Origin of the sequence: Citrobacter freundii complex sp. CFNIH4 (genome assembly GCF_002934505.1) — a bacterium.
GTDB classification, from domain to species: Bacteria; Pseudomonadota; Gammaproteobacteria; order Enterobacterales; family Enterobacteriaceae; genus Citrobacter; species Citrobacter freundii.
Genome location: NZ_CP026231.1, coordinates 2,676,022 through 2,691,269, shown reverse-complemented (window position 1 = coordinate 2,691,269; position 15,248 = coordinate 2,676,022). Strand labels below are relative to the sequence as shown.

General features: G+C 48.7%; 17 protein-coding genes and 3 pseudogenes. 12 read left to right on the top strand and 8 right to left on the bottom strand.

What is annotated here, in order from left to right; translation table 11 throughout:
* The first annotated feature begins 18 nt into the window (after positions 1 to 18).
* The 8 genes from ccmA (at position 19) to C2U41_RS13925 (ending at position 6,346) form a co-directional block, all read left to right on the top strand.
* Entirely contained in the window at positions 19 to 639 is a 621-nt protein-coding gene (ccmA, locus tag C2U41_RS13960) for a cytochrome c biogenesis heme-transporting ATPase CcmA (protein ID WP_003027545.1), read from the top strand.
* On the top strand, positions 636 to 1,295 hold the full coding sequence (gene ccmB / locus C2U41_RS13955) for a heme exporter protein CcmB (RefSeq protein ID WP_003027542.1): 660 nt from the start codon (positions 636 to 638) through the stop codon (positions 1,293 to 1,295). The genes ccmA and ccmB overlap by 4 nt, the downstream gene beginning before the upstream one ends.
* Before the next feature lie 76 nt (positions 1,296 to 1,371).
* Positions 1,372 to 2,109: a heme ABC transporter permease gene (locus C2U41_RS13950; RefSeq protein ID WP_003027538.1), complete on the top strand. Its 738-nt coding sequence runs from the start codon at positions 1,372 to 1,374 to the stop codon at positions 2,107 to 2,109.
* Positions 2,106 to 2,318: a heme exporter protein CcmD gene (gene ccmD / locus C2U41_RS13945; protein ID WP_003027536.1), complete on the top strand. Its 213-nt coding sequence runs from the start codon at positions 2,106 to 2,108 to the stop codon at positions 2,316 to 2,318. The genes C2U41_RS13950 and ccmD overlap by 4 nt, the downstream gene beginning before the upstream one ends.
* On the top strand, positions 2,315 to 2,794 hold the full coding sequence (gene ccmE / locus C2U41_RS13940) for a cytochrome c maturation protein CcmE (RefSeq protein WP_003834619.1): 480 nt from the start codon (positions 2,315 to 2,317) through the stop codon (positions 2,792 to 2,794). The genes ccmD and ccmE overlap by 4 nt, the downstream gene beginning before the upstream one ends.
* Positions 2,791 to 4,746 carry a heme lyase CcmF/NrfE family subunit gene (locus C2U41_RS13935; protein WP_003839444.1) on the top strand — a complete coding sequence of 652 codons (1,956 nt, stop codon included), beginning with the start codon at positions 2,791 to 2,793 and terminating at the stop codon, positions 4,744 to 4,746. Before ccmE ends, C2U41_RS13935 begins: the two co-directional genes overlap by 4 nt.
* A complete protein-coding gene (gene dsbE / locus C2U41_RS13930; protein WP_003834613.1) occupies positions 4,743 to 5,300 on the top strand; it encodes a thiol:disulfide interchange protein DsbE in 558 nt (185 codons plus the stop codon). Before C2U41_RS13935 ends, dsbE begins: the two co-directional genes overlap by 4 nt.
* The gene (locus C2U41_RS13925; RefSeq protein WP_032936615.1) at positions 5,297 to 6,346 is read left to right on the top strand and encodes a cytochrome c-type biogenesis protein CcmH; all 1,050 of its coding nucleotides are present in this window, start codon (positions 5,297 to 5,299) and stop codon (positions 6,344 to 6,346) included. The genes dsbE and C2U41_RS13925 overlap by 4 nt, the downstream gene beginning before the upstream one ends.
* A gap of 101 nt (positions 6,347 to 6,447) precedes the next feature.
* Here the strand turns inward: C2U41_RS13925 and narP are convergent, their stop codons facing one another.
* The 4 genes from narP to C2U41_RS13895 form a co-directional block, all read right to left on the bottom strand.
* Entirely contained in the window at positions 6,448 to 7,095 is a 648-nt protein-coding gene (narP, locus tag C2U41_RS13920) for a nitrate/nitrite response regulator protein NarP (protein ID WP_003027518.1), read from the bottom strand.
* A gap of 462 nt (positions 7,096 to 7,557) precedes the next feature.
* Positions 7,558 to 8,184 (bottom strand): hypothetical protein, encoded by a 627-nt coding sequence (locus C2U41_RS13910; protein WP_044701155.1) that lies wholly within the window; start codon positions 8,182 to 8,184, stop codon positions 7,558 to 7,560.
* A 447-nt stretch (positions 8,185 to 8,631) separates the two neighbouring features.
* Positions 8,632 to 9,489: a protein YibB gene (gene yibB, locus C2U41_RS13900; protein ID WP_032936618.1), complete on the bottom strand. Its 858-nt coding sequence runs from the start codon at positions 9,487 to 9,489 to the stop codon at positions 8,632 to 8,634.
* Positions 9,490 to 9,973: 484 nt separating this feature from the next.
* Positions 9,974 to 10,216, bottom strand: coding sequence for a DinI family protein (locus C2U41_RS13895; protein ID WP_003845150.1), 243 nt, complete (start codon positions 10,214 to 10,216; stop codon positions 9,974 to 9,976).
* Positions 10,217 to 10,297: 81 nt separating this feature from the next.
* Here C2U41_RS13895 and C2U41_RS30150 point away from each other — a divergent pair.
* From C2U41_RS30150 to C2U41_RS13875, 4 genes and pseudogenes are all read left to right on the top strand, one after another.
* A pseudogene (locus C2U41_RS30150) lies at positions 10,298 to 10,462 on the top strand (DNA polymerase V); the annotation flags it as partial.
* Between the two features lie 2 nt (positions 10,463 to 10,464).
* Positions 10,465 to 10,830: pseudogene (locus tag C2U41_RS29745) on the top strand (HumD family translesion DNA polymerase); the annotation flags it as partial.
* A gap of 530 nt (positions 10,831 to 11,360) precedes the next feature.
* Positions 11,361 to 12,131, top strand: a complete 771-nt coding sequence (locus C2U41_RS13880) for a hypothetical protein (RefSeq protein ID WP_103848485.1) — start codon at positions 11,361 to 11,363, stop codon at positions 12,129 to 12,131.
* Complete coding sequence (locus C2U41_RS13875; RefSeq protein WP_103848486.1) at positions 12,118 to 12,504, top strand: hypothetical protein; 387 nt, start codon at positions 12,118 to 12,120, stop codon at positions 12,502 to 12,504. Before C2U41_RS13880 ends, C2U41_RS13875 begins: the two co-directional genes overlap by 14 nt.
* 29 nt (positions 12,505 to 12,533) lie before the next feature.
* On the opposite strand, the gene C2U41_RS13870 is transcribed toward C2U41_RS13875, so the two are convergent.
* From C2U41_RS13870 to C2U41_RS13855, 4 genes and pseudogenes are all read right to left on the bottom strand, one after another.
* Positions 12,534 to 13,721 carry a phage integrase Arm DNA-binding domain-containing protein gene (locus C2U41_RS13870; protein ID WP_103848487.1) on the bottom strand — a complete coding sequence of 396 codons (1,188 nt, stop codon included), beginning with the start codon at positions 13,719 to 13,721 and terminating at the stop codon, positions 12,534 to 12,536.
* Positions 13,722 to 13,723: 2 nt separating this feature from the next.
* On the bottom strand, positions 13,724 to 13,933 hold the full coding sequence (locus tag C2U41_RS13865; RefSeq protein WP_001096408.1) for a hypothetical protein: 210 nt from the start codon (positions 13,931 to 13,933) through the stop codon (positions 13,724 to 13,726).
* 50 nt (positions 13,934 to 13,983) lie between these two features.
* Positions 13,984 to 14,547, bottom strand: a complete 564-nt coding sequence (locus tag C2U41_RS13860) for a 3'-5' exonuclease (protein ID WP_103848488.1) — start codon at positions 14,545 to 14,547, stop codon at positions 13,984 to 13,986.
* Positions 14,544 to 15,104 (bottom strand): annotated as a pseudogene (locus tag C2U41_RS13855) (DUF550 domain-containing protein); the annotation flags it as partial. The gene C2U41_RS13860 and the pseudogene C2U41_RS13855, both read right to left, overlap by 4 nt.
* Between the last annotated feature and the right edge of the window lie 144 nt (positions 15,105 to 15,248).

The window sequence follows — 15,248 nt, the reverse complement described above, 5'->3', positions numbered from 1 at the left end:
GGATGTAGATAACCAGGTATGCTTGAAGCCAGAGAATTACTTTGCGAGCGGGATGACAGAATACTGTTCAGCGAGTTGTCATTTCGCGTCAACGCAGGGGAATGGGTACAAATTACCGGCAGCAACGGCGCAGGGAAAACCACTCTGCTGCGGTTGCTTACCGGGCTGGCGCGTCCCGACGCAGGGGAGGTTTGCTGGCAAGAGCAACCGCTGCATCACGTGCGGGACAGCTACCATCAGCAACTACTGTGGATTGGACATCAGCCGGGGATAAAAACCCGGCTTTCGGCGTTGGAGAACCTGCGTTTCTTCCATCATGACGGCGACATCGCGCAGTGTCTGGCTGCGCTGGCGCAGGCGGGACTTGCCGGATATGAAGATATCCCAGTGAACCAACTTTCCGCCGGACAACAGCGGCGCGTGGCGCTGGCCCGTTTGTGGTTGACCCGCGCCCGACTGTGGATCCTCGATGAACCCTTTACCGCCATTGATGTGAACGGCGTTGAGCGACTGACTCAGCGTATGGCGCAGCATACGGAGCAGGGCGGTATTGTTATTCTCACCACCCACCAACCGCTCAATGTTGAAACCGATAAAGTGCGACGTATTGCGCTGACCAGTGAGAGGGCAACGCAATGATGTGGCGAATCTTTCGTTTAGAACTGCGAGTTGCGTTTCGTCATAGTGCGGAAATTGCTAATCCTTTATGGTTCTTCCTGATTGTTATTACGCTGTTCCCCCTGAGTATTGGGCCGGAGCCACAGCTGCTGGCGCGCATAGCGCCGGGCATCATCTGGGTTGCGGCGCTACTGGCGTCATTGCTGGCGCTGGAACGGCTATTTCGTGATGACTTACAGGATGGCAGCCTTGAGCAACTGATGCTGCTGCCGTTACCGCTACCGGCCGTGGTGCTGGCGAAAGTGATGGCGCACTGGGTCGTGACAGGTCTGCCGCTGCTGATCCTCTCGCCGCTGGTGGCGCTGTTGCTGGGCATGGATATGTACGGCTGGAAAATTATGGCGCTGACCTTGTTACTCGGAACGCCGACGCTGGGTTTTCTCGGCGCGCCGGGCGTGGGGTTGACGGTGGGCTTAAAGCGCGGCGGCGTGCTGTTAAGCGTGCTGGTACTCCCGCTCACCATACCCTTACTGATTTTTGCGACCGCCGCGATGGATGCGGCTTCTATGCACTTACCGGTTGAAGGGTACATGGCGATTCTGGGGGCGTTGCTGGTCGGCAGCGCCACGTTAAGCCCGTTTGCCACAGCCGCGGCGTTACGGATAAGCGTGCAGTAACGAGAATTAGATGTGCAGGCCGGGCAAGGCGCTCCGGCACAACGGATTTTAATTTATGGAGTCTGGTGACTGAACTATGTGGAAAACACTTCATCAATTGGCGATGCCCCCTCGGCTCTATCAGATCTGTGGCTGGTTTATCCCGTGGCTGGCGATTGCCAGCGCGGTGGTACTGATAACGGGATGGGTCTGGGGCTTTGGTTTTGCGCCTGCAGACTATCAGCAGGGGCAGAGCTATCGCATTATTTATCTGCACGTTCCGGCGGCAATCTGGTCGATGGGCATTTACGCCTCGATGGCCGTTGCCGCGTTTATCGGCCTGGTCTGGCAGATGAAAATGGCCAATCTGGCGCTGGCTGCGATGGCGCCGATTGGTGCAGTGTTTACCTTTATTGCGCTGGTGACAGGTTCCGCATGGGGCAAACCGATGTGGGGAACCTGGTGGGTTTGGGATGCCCGACTCACCTCTGAACTGGTGCTGCTGTTTCTCTACGTTGGCGCCATTGCGCTGTGGCATGCCTTTGATGACCGCCGTCTGGCAGGTCGTGCCGCCGGTATTCTGGTGCTGATTGGCGTGGTCAACTTACCGATTATCCACTACTCGGTTGAGTGGTGGAATACGCTGCATCAGGGTTCTACCCGCATGCAGCAAAGCATCGATCCGGCGATGCGTACGCCGCTGCGTCTGGCGATCGTCGGCTACCTGTTACTGTTTGTCACGCTGGCGCTGATGCGCATGCGTAACCTGATTTTGATGATGGAAAAACGCCGCCCGTGGGTGAGCGAACTGATCTTAAAAAGAGGCCGCCAATGACCCCTGCATTTGCATCATGGAGTGATTTTTTCGCGATGGGCGGCTACGCCTTGTATGTCTGGCTTGCCGTAGCGATGAGCGTTATCCCGCTGGTGGTGCTGGTAGTGCATTCCACGTTACAGCATCGCGCAATTTTACGCGGTGTAGCGCAGCAGCGGGCGAGAGAAGCACGTATGCGTGCGGCGCAAGTGCAACGGGAGGCGGCGTGAATATTCGACGTAAAAATCGGTTATGGATAGCCTGTGCGGTACTGGCGGGTCTGGCTTTGACCATTACGCTGGTGCTTTATGCGCTGCGTTCCAATATTGACCTGTTCTATACGCCGGGAGAGATACTCTACGGTAAGCGCGAAACGCAGCAGATGCCTGAAGTCGGTCAGCGCCTGCGCGTGGGCGGTATGGTGATGCCCGGTAGCGTAAAGCGCGATCCGCAGTCATTGAAAGTGAATTTCAGCATCTATGACGCCGAAGGTGTGGTGGATGTAACCTATGAAGGTATTCTGCCGGATCTGTTCCGCGAAGGGCAGGGTGTTGTTGTTCAGGGCGAACTGGACGAGGGAAATCATGTACAGGCCAAAGAGGTTCTGGCCAAACATGATGAAAATTACACCCCGCCGGAAGTTGAAAAAGCGATGCAGGAAAACCATCGTCGTCCGGAAAGCGTGTATAAGGATAAAACGTCATGATGCCTGAAATTGGCAATGCGCTGTTGTGCCTTGCGCTAGGCGTGGCGTTACTGCTGTCGGTCTATCCGCTGTGGGGCGTAGCGCGCGGCGATGTGCGGATGATGGCTTCCGCGCGGCCCTTTGCCTGGGTGTTGTTTATCTGTGTGATGGGTGCATTCCTGATTCTGGTCAACGCCTTCGTGGTTAATGACTTTACCGTCACCTACGTTGCCAGCAACTCCAATACCCAGCTTCCGGTCTGGTATCGGGTGGCAGCAACCTGGGGCGCGCATGAAGGCTCTCTGCTGCTGTGGGTACTGCTGATGAGCGGCTGGACGTTCGCCGTTGCGGCATTCAGCCAGCGTATGCCGCTGGACATCGTCGCCCGCGTGCTGGCGGTGATGGGGATGGTCAGCGTTGGCTTTCTGCTGTTTATTCTGTTTACCTCCAATCCATTTGCCCGTACGTTGCCCAACTTCCCTATTGAAGGGCGCGACCTGAACCCGCTGTTGCAGGATCCGGGGCTGATTTTCCATCCGCCGTTGCTGTACATGGGGTATGTCGGTTTCTCCGTGGCCTTTGCGTTTGCGATTGCCGCGTTGATGAGTGGCCGTCTGGACAGTACCTTCGCCCGTTTTTCGCGTCCGTGGACGCTGGCGGCGTGGGTGTTCCTGACGCTGGGTATTGTGCTCGGTTCCGCCTGGGCCTATTACGAGCTGGGCTGGGGCGGCTGGTGGTTCTGGGATCCAGTTGAAAATGCCTCGTTTATGCCATGGCTGGTGGGAACGGCGCTGATGCACTCGTTGTCGGTCACCGAACAGCGTGCCAGCTTTAAAGCCTGGACGCTGCTGCTGTCAATCTGCGCATTCTCGCTTTGCCTGTTGGGGACTTTCCTGGTGCGCTCCGGCGTGCTGGTGTCGGTGCATGCTTTTGCCTCCGATCCGTCGCGCGGGATGTTTATTCTCGCCTTTATGGTATTAGTGATTGGCGGCTCCCTGCTGCTGTTTGCGGTTCGCGGTCACAAGGTCCGCTCGCGGGTAAATAACGCGCTGTGGTCGCGTGAATCTCTGCTGTTGGGCAACAACGTTCTGCTTATTGCCGCCATGCTGGTGGTGCTATTGGGTACGCTGCTGCCGTTGGTGCACAAACAGCTGGGGCTGGGCAGCATTTCGATTGGCGAGCCGTTCTTCAACACCATGTTTACCTGGCTGATGGCACCGTTCGCGCTGTTGCTGGGAATAGGGCCATTAGTGCGCTGGGGCCGTGACCGACCGCGTAAACTGAAAACGTTACTGATTATCGCGTTTGTCACCACGCTTGTTATGTCGCTGCTGCTGCCGTGGCTGTTTGAGGATCGCATTGCCGCTATGACGGTGGTGGGTCTGGCGATGGCATGCTGGATATTCGTGCTGGCGGTGTCCGAAGCGTTCCTGCGTGTTTCCCGCGGAACGAAGTTAACACCAAGCTATTGGGGCATGGTGTCGGGCCACGTTGGGCTGGCGATTACTATTGTCGGTATTGCCTTTAGCCAGAACTACAGTGTTGAACGCGATGTGCGCATGAAGGCAGGTGATAGCGTCAGTATCCATAACTATCAGTTCACGTTCCGCGAAGTGAAAGATATTACCGGACCTAACTACCGGGGCGGTGTCGCCATTATTGGCGTTACCCGAGATGGTAAACCAGAAGCCACGCTGCATGCGGAAAAACGCTTCTATAACAGCACCAGTTCGATGATGACTGAAGCGGCAATTGACGGCGGATTCACACGCGATCTGTACGCTGCGCTGGGTGAAGAACTGGATAACGGCGCATGGGCTGTGCGTCTGTACTACAAACCGTTTATTCGCTGGATTTGGGCCGGAGGATTGCTGATGGCGCTGGGCGGATTGTTCTGCCTGTTTGATCCACGCTATCGTCAGCGCACGCGTCCTCGCGCCGCGGTGCAAAAAAATGCGTCGGAGGCTGTATGAAGCGCAACGCACTGTTAATTCCGTTTATTATTTTTCTGATCATTGCGGCGGCGCTGCTGTGGCAACTGGCGCGTAACGCTCAGGGGGACGATCCCACTAATCTGGAGTCGGCGCTGATCGGCAAACCCGTTCCGACATTCCGCCTGGAGTCGCTGGAAAATCCGGGGCAGCATTATCAGGCCGATGTGCTGACCCAGGGCAAACCGGTACTGCTGAACGTCTGGGCGACCTGGTGTCCGACCTGTCGCGCCGAACATCAGTACCTGAATCAGCTGTCTGCGCAGGGCGTGCGGGTGGTGGGGCTGAACTATAAAGACGATCGTCAGAAAGCCATTGTCTGGCTGAAAGAGCTGGGCAATCCTTACTCATTAAGCCTGTTTGACGGCGACGGTATGCTTGGTCTGGATCTTGGCGTGTACGGTGCGCCGGAGACGTTCCTGATCGACGGGAAAGGTATTATTCGCTATCGCCATGCCGGCGATTTGAATGCCAGGGTGTGGGAGAGCGAGATCAAACCGTTGTGGGATAAGTACAGTAAGGAGGCTGCGCAATGAGATTTTTACTGGGCCTGCTGATGCTGGTTATCTCTGGATCCGCGCTTGCGACCATCGATGTGATGCAGTTTAAGGATGAAGCGCAGGAGCAGCAGTTCCGTCAGCTTACCGAACAGTTGCGCTGTCCTAAATGTCAGAACAACAGTATTGCCGATTCTAACTCGATGATTGCCACCGACCTGCGTCAGAAAGTGTACGAACTGATGCAGGAAGGAAAAAGTCAGAAAGAGATTGTCGACTACATGGTGGCCCGCTACGGCAACTTCGTCACTTACGATCCGCCGTTGACGCCGCTTACTATACTTTTGTGGGTGATGCCGGTGGTTGCGATTGGTCTGGGTGGCTGGATTATTTTCGCCCGTACTCGCCGACGTGTCCGGGTAAAACAGGAAGAGTTTCCTGATGACGTTATCCCGGATGGCAAACGCGGTGGGTTCGGGTTGTTTGTGCCCGGCATCGTGGTGGCGCTGGGGGTTGGCGCAGTGAGCTATTATGAAACCGGCAACTATAAGCAGGTTCAGGTCTGGCAACAGGCCACCGCTCAGGCACCTATGCTGCTGGAGCGGGCGTTGGATCCAAAAGCTGATCCGCTCAATGAAGAAGATATGACGCGTCTGGCGTTGGGTCTGCGCACTCGCTTACAAGCCGATCCTACCAACGTTGAAGGTTGGATCATGCTTGGGCGAATTGGCATGGTACTTGGTAACGCCAGTACGGCCACTGAAGCCTATGCCAATGCTTATCGACTGGATCCGAAAAACAGTGATGCTGCGCTGGGCTATGCGGAAGCGCTGACCCGTTCTTCCGATCCTGATGATAACCGTCGGGGAGGGGAGCTGCTACGCCAGTTGGTACGCGGCGAACATGCCAACGTGCGGGTTCTCAGCATGTATGCGTTTAACGCTTTTGAACAGCAGCGCTTTGGCGAGGCGGTTGCGGCGTGGGAGATGATGCTGAAATTATTACCGGCCAATGATACCCGTCGGGCGGTGATAGAACGCAGCATTAAGCAGGCGATGGAGCAGCTAACGCCGCAGGAGAAGTAAGAGTGAAAGATGCCGGATGGCGACGCAAAGCGTCTTATCCGGCCTACTGATGCACGTGACTTGTTGGCCCGATAAGCGTAGCGCCATCGGGCAATATCTGATTACTGCATGCCGCGTGTTTGTAAAAATAGAATGGTGGCAGCTACACGAGAACGCACGTTGAGTTTGCGCAGCAGATTGCGAATATGCACCTTCACCGTCTGTTCAGAAATATTCAGCACTGATGCAATCTGTTTGTTCGATAGCCCCTGAGCAAGTTCATGTAACACATCCAGTTCGCGTTCGGTGAGAACGCTGAATGGGTCTTCCTGGGCGCCAAACAGGTCGCGCTCGCGCAAATATTCGCTGACGCGGGTACTAAAGGCTTTACCACCTTTGGCACCACTGCGAATAGCCTCCAGCAGGACTTCAGGATCGCTGTCTTTAAGTAAATAACCATCCGCGCCGGCATCAATTAGAGCGTACACATCGTTGGCGGCATCCGATACGGTAAGAATAATAATTTGCGCGGTGACGCCGTCCCGACGCAGCGCATTCAGTGTATCCAGTCCGCTCATCCCTTTCATATTGAGATCCAGTAGGATCACATCAAGGTCCAGGCGGTTTGCCAGGTCGATAGCGCTGGCACCATCACCCGCTTCCGCGACTACGTTAAAGGCGGGATCAAGTTGCAATAATTGACTAATTCCTCGCCGCATCAGTGGGTGGTCGTCAACAATCAGCACCCGAAAAGGCGTTGCTTCAGGCATACTATTCTCCTGAGTTTTTATTAGTATCATTATTGTTTTCAGCGCATCAATCGTCCAGATTCATCACGCTGATGAGAGGATAAATTTTACCCCAATTTGTGCATGGGTAAGTAGTAAAACCTGTACTGAAAGCCGTAGTAATACTCAGGAATGATGAATCTCAGACATAAAAAAACCAACCCTAAGGTTGGTTTTTTTGGGATTTTTGGTCGGCACGAGAGGATTTGAACCTCCGACCCCCGACACCCCATGACACCGCTTATGAAACACTGAGAGCCGCGCCATTGCTGGTTCTAATTGCTATTTGCATGTGTAAACAAACAGTGCTTTTATGACAAAATCTGCTCTATATACATCAATAGGTTAGGGGACGTTTCTCCCATGTTGTTTAGATGCTTTAGATCAGATTAGACCTTTATGTTTCTAAAAAGGAGCTTAATAACATTGAAACTATAACCTTCCTTATAACAAAGTCATGTCTGGAAATGGTGCATTTGGTGGGTTAGCAAGCACTTTACCAATGGCATTTAAGACGGGAATCAAGGTATAGATCATATTTGAGTCTTTTGGAACACCATAGATGAATTCTTGGAATTCATAACGCTTATCAACAAAGTAGTTCCTAATAGTGTCAAGGAATTGCAATAGATCCGTAGCGGTCTGGATCGTGTTACATGTTTGCAAAATCTCTTGTGTGACACATTTTTTTTGTGTGTCGCTAAGTGCATTGAAAAGCTTTTTTAAGTTGTGCGTTTTATGTTCTTCAAGAAGATCTAGGCGTGAATGCCAATTAGTCGCGCGGTTTTCATCATCGAATTCAGCTTTTGTAGCCTGGCCATTTTCGATGGTGAAATCGTAAGGTGCAGGAATTCTTTTGACCAAGAATGCTTTAAAATAAAGCTCAATTGCTAAAGTTGCGTTGGTATAAAGGACATTCCGTCTAACATCGTGTACGTCTAGATAGCCGTTATTAAGGCTATTTACCACTTCACGAAATGCATTGGCTGTATTGGCAATTTGCTGCGGTTCAACAAAGATTGTTGAGTCAAGACCGGGATTTTCGTAAATTTTAGACTTACGTTTAGACATTTAACTTTAGCTCCGTGTGAAAAAAATGAAAAAAAGTCAATATCATCATATATATGCACTTCCCTTAATATAGTGATGTCGGTCTTAAACGACGCAGATCATCGTTGAGAAGTAAATATTGATATGTACACTGTCTACTCCCTGCACCATAAATTAAATTTAGTTATGTGTGATAGCCTTACTCAGACTTGGTCTGAGTAACATAAATGAGTGGCTCACAACTTTTAACCGGCTCTAATTTCCCCATGTGGGTTGAGACGCTGGGGTCCCTGCCTGATAATGTTGTATCAGTGGCTCCCGAAGGGGGATACGTTAAATGGGACGGCACACAATAGGTTCATGATGCAGAGGCGGAAAAAGCATTTTTTCAGGGACAGGCTGCGCAGGAAAAAGCAAAACAATGCCGGGGCTGGTTAGAATCGGCATTGTTCATACCTCAATTAAAAATTATTTACCTATAAGAGAGACCTTTAATCTTCTTAATAAAGTAATTAAATCTTTTCTTCCGAATAGTTTAAATAGATTAAACCAGCGGTTCTTACCCAGGTAATTTAGTTTTATTAATTTAGGGTTGTAATAATAGCACATTATAAAAACACCCTGATCGTCATCAACTATATTATTTCTGAGTGTTTTTATTTGGCACTGACAAACCAGTTTGTAAAACTCTTTCCATTTCTTTTGTGTTGCTACAATTGCCCCACCAATAATATAGGAACGATTGTTAATCATGTGGTCAAAAACCTGATGGATAGTTTTGACGGTCAAACCTTTTTTAACTGTAAAGAAATTTACTTTGTTGCGGTCAAAAGGATAGTCCCATCGAGATAACCCTCTGGTTACGTCTGCACTACGACAGTAACCAAAGTCAACCCATGCAACCATATCATCATTCACAAGATTTAACTCTATAGCTCTGTTTACAAAATATGTTTTTAGATTGCAAACCAGTGCATAGTCTGGGGACCAGTATTCGGGATTTATCAACTGGCGAGTTTCAAGTTTGCTTATGAACTCATTATCTTTTTGAATTCGTGCAATTCTTTTTTTTATGCTTTGAAATTTCTTATTAATATCTAAAGCCACTACAACAGTGTTTTTCCCATTTCTAATTGCTTCAATTTTGGGTTTAAGTTCACTGGATGTAAAAATGACCATGTCATTATCCAATTTAGACAGATTTTCAAAGTACTGAATATAGGTATCAGCTGTTCTCTCTAAGTGAGGAGAGAAACCTTTATTACTCGTCCAGTCTCCTCGTCCTATATCGAAAAATGCTGTAACAATGGTAATAGAAGAGTTCATTTTTAAGCAATCCGTGTTTTATACCTATCCAATAACTACAAGAATGTTGAATACATATTTTTTGATATCAGTCACATGGAAACATTCTATCAGTATCAACATGAGGCGGGAAGGATCATGTGATATTAAAACTGATAAGCAACGGATATACAAAATAACTGGTTGTTGCAAAGGATTGTTCAATGGTGAATAATTTTCATTGATATTATTTTTTTTGAAATTGTCGTTTTGTTCCAATATATGATAACCATAGGTTACTGAATCATATCAAGCAGTGTTCCTTTGCCGATATTTGGCGTAATAACGGAAATCATTAAAGATGACCTGGCTGGCCAATTGATGGTGAACTGTAACAAGAGTTGCCGCAACCACACCGTATGCAAGAGCATTATTGCGGCCGACTGGCGAACGTTCGATAGTGCGAGTATTGAATGATTGCCAGTCACGGCGGATTGTACTTAAGCAATATGACGGTTCAAGGCGTTTAATCTGAAACTAGCCACATATCAGCCTCTTCAAACATTTCCTGAACAGTACGGCTTATCTGCTCCTTCTCATGTTTGCTGGCGTCAGTGTTGATCGCCGGTAGTGTCATCATCGGTTTAACCCGAACATCAGCATCGGGGAAGATCCGCTGAACCCTCTTCGTCAATTCTCCCAGAATGATATCTTTTGCTCCGGGCAAACCATCAAAATTCCTTTTGTCATAAACGAGTTCCACGAACATTGCTTGTAGCCTTTTGCTGGATGTATATACAGTATTTATACTGTGTTTTTATCCGGTATTCAAGAGGGGTTAATTGATGCCACCACACAGCGGTTTGTCCAGGAACTGAGCAAGGTTAACTGGAACTGGACGATGAAGCAGCCTAACGAATGGATCGAGTGGTATGTGACAACATTCCGCGATGTATCAACGCAGGAAGGGGAGAACCGTACCTTTCAGCTGTTCAATCCAAACGGAGGACTATAGCCATGGGCTTCCCTTCACCTGTCAATGATTACGTTGAAACAAGGATCTCCCTCGATCAGCAGCTAATCAGCCAGCCCGCAGCGACTTATTTCATACGGGCATCGCGTTCACATTTCAGGGAAGGGATAATCCAGGGGGCGCTACTTGTTGTGGATGCGTCGCTTTCAGCCTGTGATGGTTCGCTGCTGATATGCGCGATAGATGGGGAATTCAGGATCAAGTGATACCGAACTCACCCTCAGCCCCACCTGGTTAATCTGGAGAACGGGAGAAGGGAAGCGCTGTCAGAAGATGGTGATGGCTACAATTCCTCACACGCAATATTTGGAGTTATCACGTACATCATTAATGATGCCAGGAACGCGGAGCGCTCAGAAAACAGGCATAAAAAAACAGCCGTAACAGGCTGTTTTTTTGGGGATTTTTGGTCGGCACGAGAGGATTTGAACCTCCGACCCCCGACACCCCATGACACCGACTATAAAACGCTGTAAGCCGCACCGTTGCTGGTGGTAGGTACTATTCGTATGTATAAACAATCAGTGCTTTTTTAGCAAAATCTGCTCTATATACATCAATTACTTAGGTAGTAGTTTCTCCCCATGGTATTTAGGTTTCATGGCTTATAAGAAAAGTTAAAAGGGCATTTTTTTGTGTTGTACTTATAAATTCACTTGTGGATAAAATAGAGTTATCCACAAAGTTGCCCCCTGTTTTAGTGCTTAAATTTATTGGTGATTTAATAAATTAGCACTAATCTATAAGTCAATGCTTGACATGTGAAAAAAGGTAGTTTTCACATTGGAAATTACAGTGGCGGTGCTGTAATCTTACCCGACAAATGAAGATTGCTTGTACCAAAGCGACTGTGTAAACGACTAGTTCGAAGGAAAACTTGATGCCTAAGGCTGTACCTAAATCCTTAGAGATTTCAATTCAACTGATTGATTATCTGCGACTTAGAAAGAAATTGGATGATTTCAACTTTCGTAGGTATATCCGTCAGATTGAAGGGTTGAATGATCGATTTTCCCAAGATTACCTTTTGGCGTTAGCTTATGCTGCTAATGGCCGTAAGGATGAGGCTGTTTCGTTTTTCGAAGAGTCCTTGAAGGTTGGCGTTGATACTTATGCGCTAAACTATGCCGTTTACCTTGAAGAATATGGACTTCACCGGGAGCTTTATGAGGTTGTTAATCGACTGATTTCTCGGTATGGATGCAAATCTATGCTTAGGTTCGGTTGGGAAACTAATCTGTTCACAGGCAAAATTGATGCAGCTTTGTTTTATGCTGAACGTTTCATTACAGCAGCAAAAGGAAAGGAAGCTGAAGAGATGGCTGACGATGCAAGCGGCATTATTCGTGACACAAAAAGATTTAAAGAATGTACGGGACTTACTGATGATGAATACATCGATATGGCGCAACGTATTGTTGATGTCGCTGACAGCTATGGTGTTCGTCCCGCAGCTATAGAATTTATCTTTGTTCCTGAAGAAAAATCAGCATCTTACATTATGAGAGTGAAAACTGAAGATGTTGATATTCTCTCAGATATGAATATTGATATTGCATTTTCTCTTGCGGAAAATGATTCTCTTGCTGGTAAAAAACTAGGTGTTTGGTATCGGGGTTATAGCGAGGAAGCTAGCAATGCCTGTAACTAGTTCTGACTTTATAGAATTAGCAAAGTTCTGCGCATCACGTAAAGATGAAATTGGTTACAGGAATGCTGTAGCTAGGGCGTACTATGGTGCTTATCATCATGTACTACCTCACTTGGAGCATGGTCCGAAGGATAATCACCAGGGATTGATTGATTATCTAACTACAATGGCCTGGAGAGGGGATGCTGAACCTTATCCTAAAAAAACTCTAGTTGCTTTAGGTATCGCATTACAGTCCTTGAAGGATCAGCGAATAATAAGCGATTATAAATTGGATGCGACAATTTCAGAGCTTGATTCAAATGTTGCCATCAAAACAGCTGAAAAATTATTACTGAAATGTAACGAGATGGCCAAAGCTAAAGCATCTTGAACAAAGGGACCTGAGAGGTCCCTTTTTCGTTACCTACCCAAGCTGTATATAATCTCTCCATGAGGTACCACAACCCAATCGATATGGTTTTGGGTGTATATCTTTGTCGACTTCGCATCGCTATGTGCCATTCGCCCTTGTGGATCGATTCCCTGCTGATCGAAAAGATGCGCTGCCAGCGCTCTGATTTCGTGAAAGGTTGGTCTTTCGTCCATCGGTAGATTGTCGTATAAACCTAGCTTGTCACGAGTAGCTGAAAACGACCGACTCAAATAATCCGGTGCAACTTGAGTGGGATGTGAAACCTCTTTGCTGCGTTTAACCTGCCGTTCCGGGAGCCTGTGAACTATAAACGGACTGGCCACATTATCGCGGCTATCGTCAATTATTCGTTTCAACTCTTCCCCAATAGGTATTGCAACATGTGATGCCTCTTTTTTTTGCACCTTCTGCCTGTGGATATAGAGAGTCCCATATATGCCATTTTCTGGCTGTTCTAACCAAACGCACCCGCATACTCCGTCTTTGGGTTCTTTGATGGAGTAGCGGATCCTTGATACCTCCAGTCGCGCGTGTGTAGTTTGCAATGCCAAATCCATCGCGGTTCGTAACCATGGTTCGGCTGCACGCCTGATAGCTTTAAAGTTATCAAGTGAGAGACGCTGGCGTTTCTTCTCTTCTGTCCTACGCATTTTTTTACGGGTTGCCGGGTTATCGAACATTAGCGATTCATCGACCGCATATGAGAATAGTTTTTTAAGAAAGCTGACTTTCCTGTTTTGTACGTTTGCTGAAGCTTCGGCATGGTAGTGGTTTATATAGGCATTCACATGCTCCAGCTCAATATCGCAAGCTGGTGTGCTGATGAAGAATTCTTTCACCCTCAGAGCATCGTTGTTCCAATCGTCGAGTGTATTCTGTGAGGGGCGCTCATTCTCAATCGCCCGCTCCATAATATGATCTACGTGTTCAGTAAATGGTTTTGCTTCCCCCGTTACACCGCCAGATTCACGGACAAGTATTTCTACTGATGGTACGTTTGTAGGTCTCATTCTTAGGTTGTATTCACGGGCTATAGCGATCGCTACAGCCCTGTCTTTACCAATATTCTTTTTTTTCCCAGTTATGAGCGTAAATTTATAAACGCCGCGATCTTTATCGAATATTAGATATTCGGGTAGATGGCGGTATTCTCTTTTTCTTGGCCTGGCTGCCATGGTTAACCCTCACTGATAAGCTGGCGAACCGTATGATTAACCATTGAGTCGACCCCCCATTTTTCAGACTCGCAGACCCAAACAGAACCGTCTACGATTTTGCCTGTGAGAAGTCCGTTTTCAACCCAACGTTTAATGGTCCGATTATCCGGGATCGAGTCTTTGGTAAATTCGCGTTTACCCCACTGACTCGCCTTCATAAGTTTTGCCATGACAGATTCTCCATACAGCCCGGCTGCACCCGGGCTTACATATTTATAAATTATTGCTGGTGGGGCAGTAGACGTTGCCAAATTGCTGAAACGTATTTGGCCTGGTGGCGGGCATCGGCCAGTGCGTTATGTGCAACCCCATCGAATGGCATATCTCGCTTTGGATCGAAACCCACAACTCTGCCTAATGTGACGATGGTTCTGACGTCGTGATCGTTCCAAAATTGCCACGGGCAAACCTGGCCGGCGCGCTCATATGCGCCGCGCAATATAACGTTGTCGAAAGTAGCTCCATTGCCCCAAACTTTTAAATATTTCGGATTATCAGAATGCCGGTTAATGAAATGGCTCAGTTCAGATAGGGCAGACGATATCGGCATCGCATCATCAACACAGATTGCTGATCGTGCTTCTGAGCTTTGTCTTAACCACCACAGAATAGTGTCACCATCCGGCACAGCTCCTTGTTCCATAGAACTTTCAAGGCTAACAGCGGTGTAAAACTCCTGACCCAGTTCACCGTTTTGCGGATCGAAGAACACGGCACCAATTGAGACAATAGGGGCATTCGGTTTTTTGCCCATGGACTCGAGGTCGATCATTAAATTGTTCATGCTATTTTATCCTGAGTTTGTCCAGTTGGCAGCGCGCACACTTCAACTGCTCTGCGGTAGATTTCTTTAATAGTTGTCCAGTCGATAGCCTGGTCCTCGTACCAATCGCCTCTTCCGTCGCAATCACTGCAACCATCACCTTCACACTCAGGACAGGTAACTTCGCGTGCGGTACTGAACTCACCAGACAAGGCCCATTTCGCGCCATTTTTGGCAGTCAGCGCTACAGGCATGATGCAGTAACCATCTGGCACAACCGGCGCAGGCTGCTCTTTGATATGCAGTCGCGGCTCACCATCTTTCGGCTCAGGCCATTTGCGCTGTTTGTTAACCGCCAGCTTTTCTACCATCGCCTGGGTAATCTGCTCATCACTGATACCGGTTCGACGTTGCGCATCCCATAACAGGAATTGCATGTCAGCCCATTCGCTAAGGTCGCCGGGTTCAGCAGCAGCCTCGAGCGCTTCTTTGGAAAGGTGCTTCAGCGGACCAACTGGACCGACATTACCGAAGGTGTCCTGTGACCACTTCGCATGCTCCCTGCGTACCTGTTCGCGGTCATTGACGCTATCGGCGATAGCGAATACTTCGCGGACCTCACAACCCTCACGAACGGCTTGATTTTTCCCGTGTTCGTCAATAAGTCCCAGCCAGTCACCGTTTACTGATTTGAATTGCCAGCCTGCCAATTCAAGTCTTTT

What these genes read in the sequence shown, in the direction of transcription:
- ccmA (WP_003027545.1), top strand. Translation starts at nt 19, where the DNA reads ATGCTTGAAGCCAGAGAATTACTTTGCGAGCGGGATGACAGAATACTG.
- ccmB (WP_003027542.1), top strand. Translation starts at nt 636, where the DNA reads ATGATGTGGCGAATCTTTCGTTTAGAACTGCGAGTTGCGTTTCGTCAT.
- C2U41_RS13950 (WP_003027538.1), top strand. Translation starts at nt 1,372, where the DNA reads ATGTGGAAAACACTTCATCAATTGGCGATGCCCCCTCGGCTCTATCAG.
- ccmD (WP_003027536.1), top strand. Translation starts at nt 2,106, where the DNA reads ATGACCCCTGCATTTGCATCATGGAGTGATTTTTTCGCGATGGGCGGC.
- C2U41_RS13935 (WP_003839444.1), top strand. Translation starts at nt 2,791, where the DNA reads ATGATGCCTGAAATTGGCAATGCGCTGTTGTGCCTTGCGCTAGGCGTG.
- dsbE (WP_003834613.1), top strand. Translation starts at nt 4,743, where the DNA reads ATGAAGCGCAACGCACTGTTAATTCCGTTTATTATTTTTCTGATCATT.
- C2U41_RS13925 (WP_032936615.1), top strand. Translation starts at nt 5,297, where the DNA reads ATGAGATTTTTACTGGGCCTGCTGATGCTGGTTATCTCTGGATCCGCG.
- narP (WP_003027518.1), bottom strand. Translation starts at nt 7,095, where the DNA reads ATGCCTGAAGCAACGCCTTTTCGGGTGCTGATTGTTGACGACCACCCA.
- C2U41_RS13910 (WP_044701155.1), bottom strand. Translation starts at nt 8,184, where the DNA reads ATGTCTAAACGTAAGTCTAAAATTTACGAAAATCCCGGTCTTGACTCA.
- yibB (WP_032936618.1), bottom strand. Translation starts at nt 9,489, where the DNA reads ATGAACTCTTCTATTACCATTGTTACAGCATTTTTCGATATAGGACGA.
- C2U41_RS13895 (WP_003845150.1), bottom strand. Translation starts at nt 10,216, where the DNA reads ATGTTCGTGGAACTCGTTTATGACAAAAGGAATTTTGATGGTTTGCCC.
- C2U41_RS13880 (WP_103848485.1), top strand. Translation starts at nt 11,361, where the DNA reads ATGCCTAAGGCTGTACCTAAATCCTTAGAGATTTCAATTCAACTGATT.
- C2U41_RS13875 (WP_103848486.1), top strand. Translation starts at nt 12,118, where the DNA reads ATGCCTGTAACTAGTTCTGACTTTATAGAATTAGCAAAGTTCTGCGCA.
- C2U41_RS13870 (WP_103848487.1), bottom strand. Translation starts at nt 13,721, where the DNA reads ATGGCAGCCAGGCCAAGAAAAAGAGAATACCGCCATCTACCCGAATAT.
- C2U41_RS13865 (WP_001096408.1), bottom strand. Translation starts at nt 13,933, where the DNA reads ATGGCAAAACTTATGAAGGCGAGTCAGTGGGGTAAACGCGAATTTACC.
- C2U41_RS13860 (WP_103848488.1), bottom strand. Translation starts at nt 14,547, where the DNA reads ATGAACAATTTAATGATCGACCTCGAGTCCATGGGCAAAAAACCGAAT.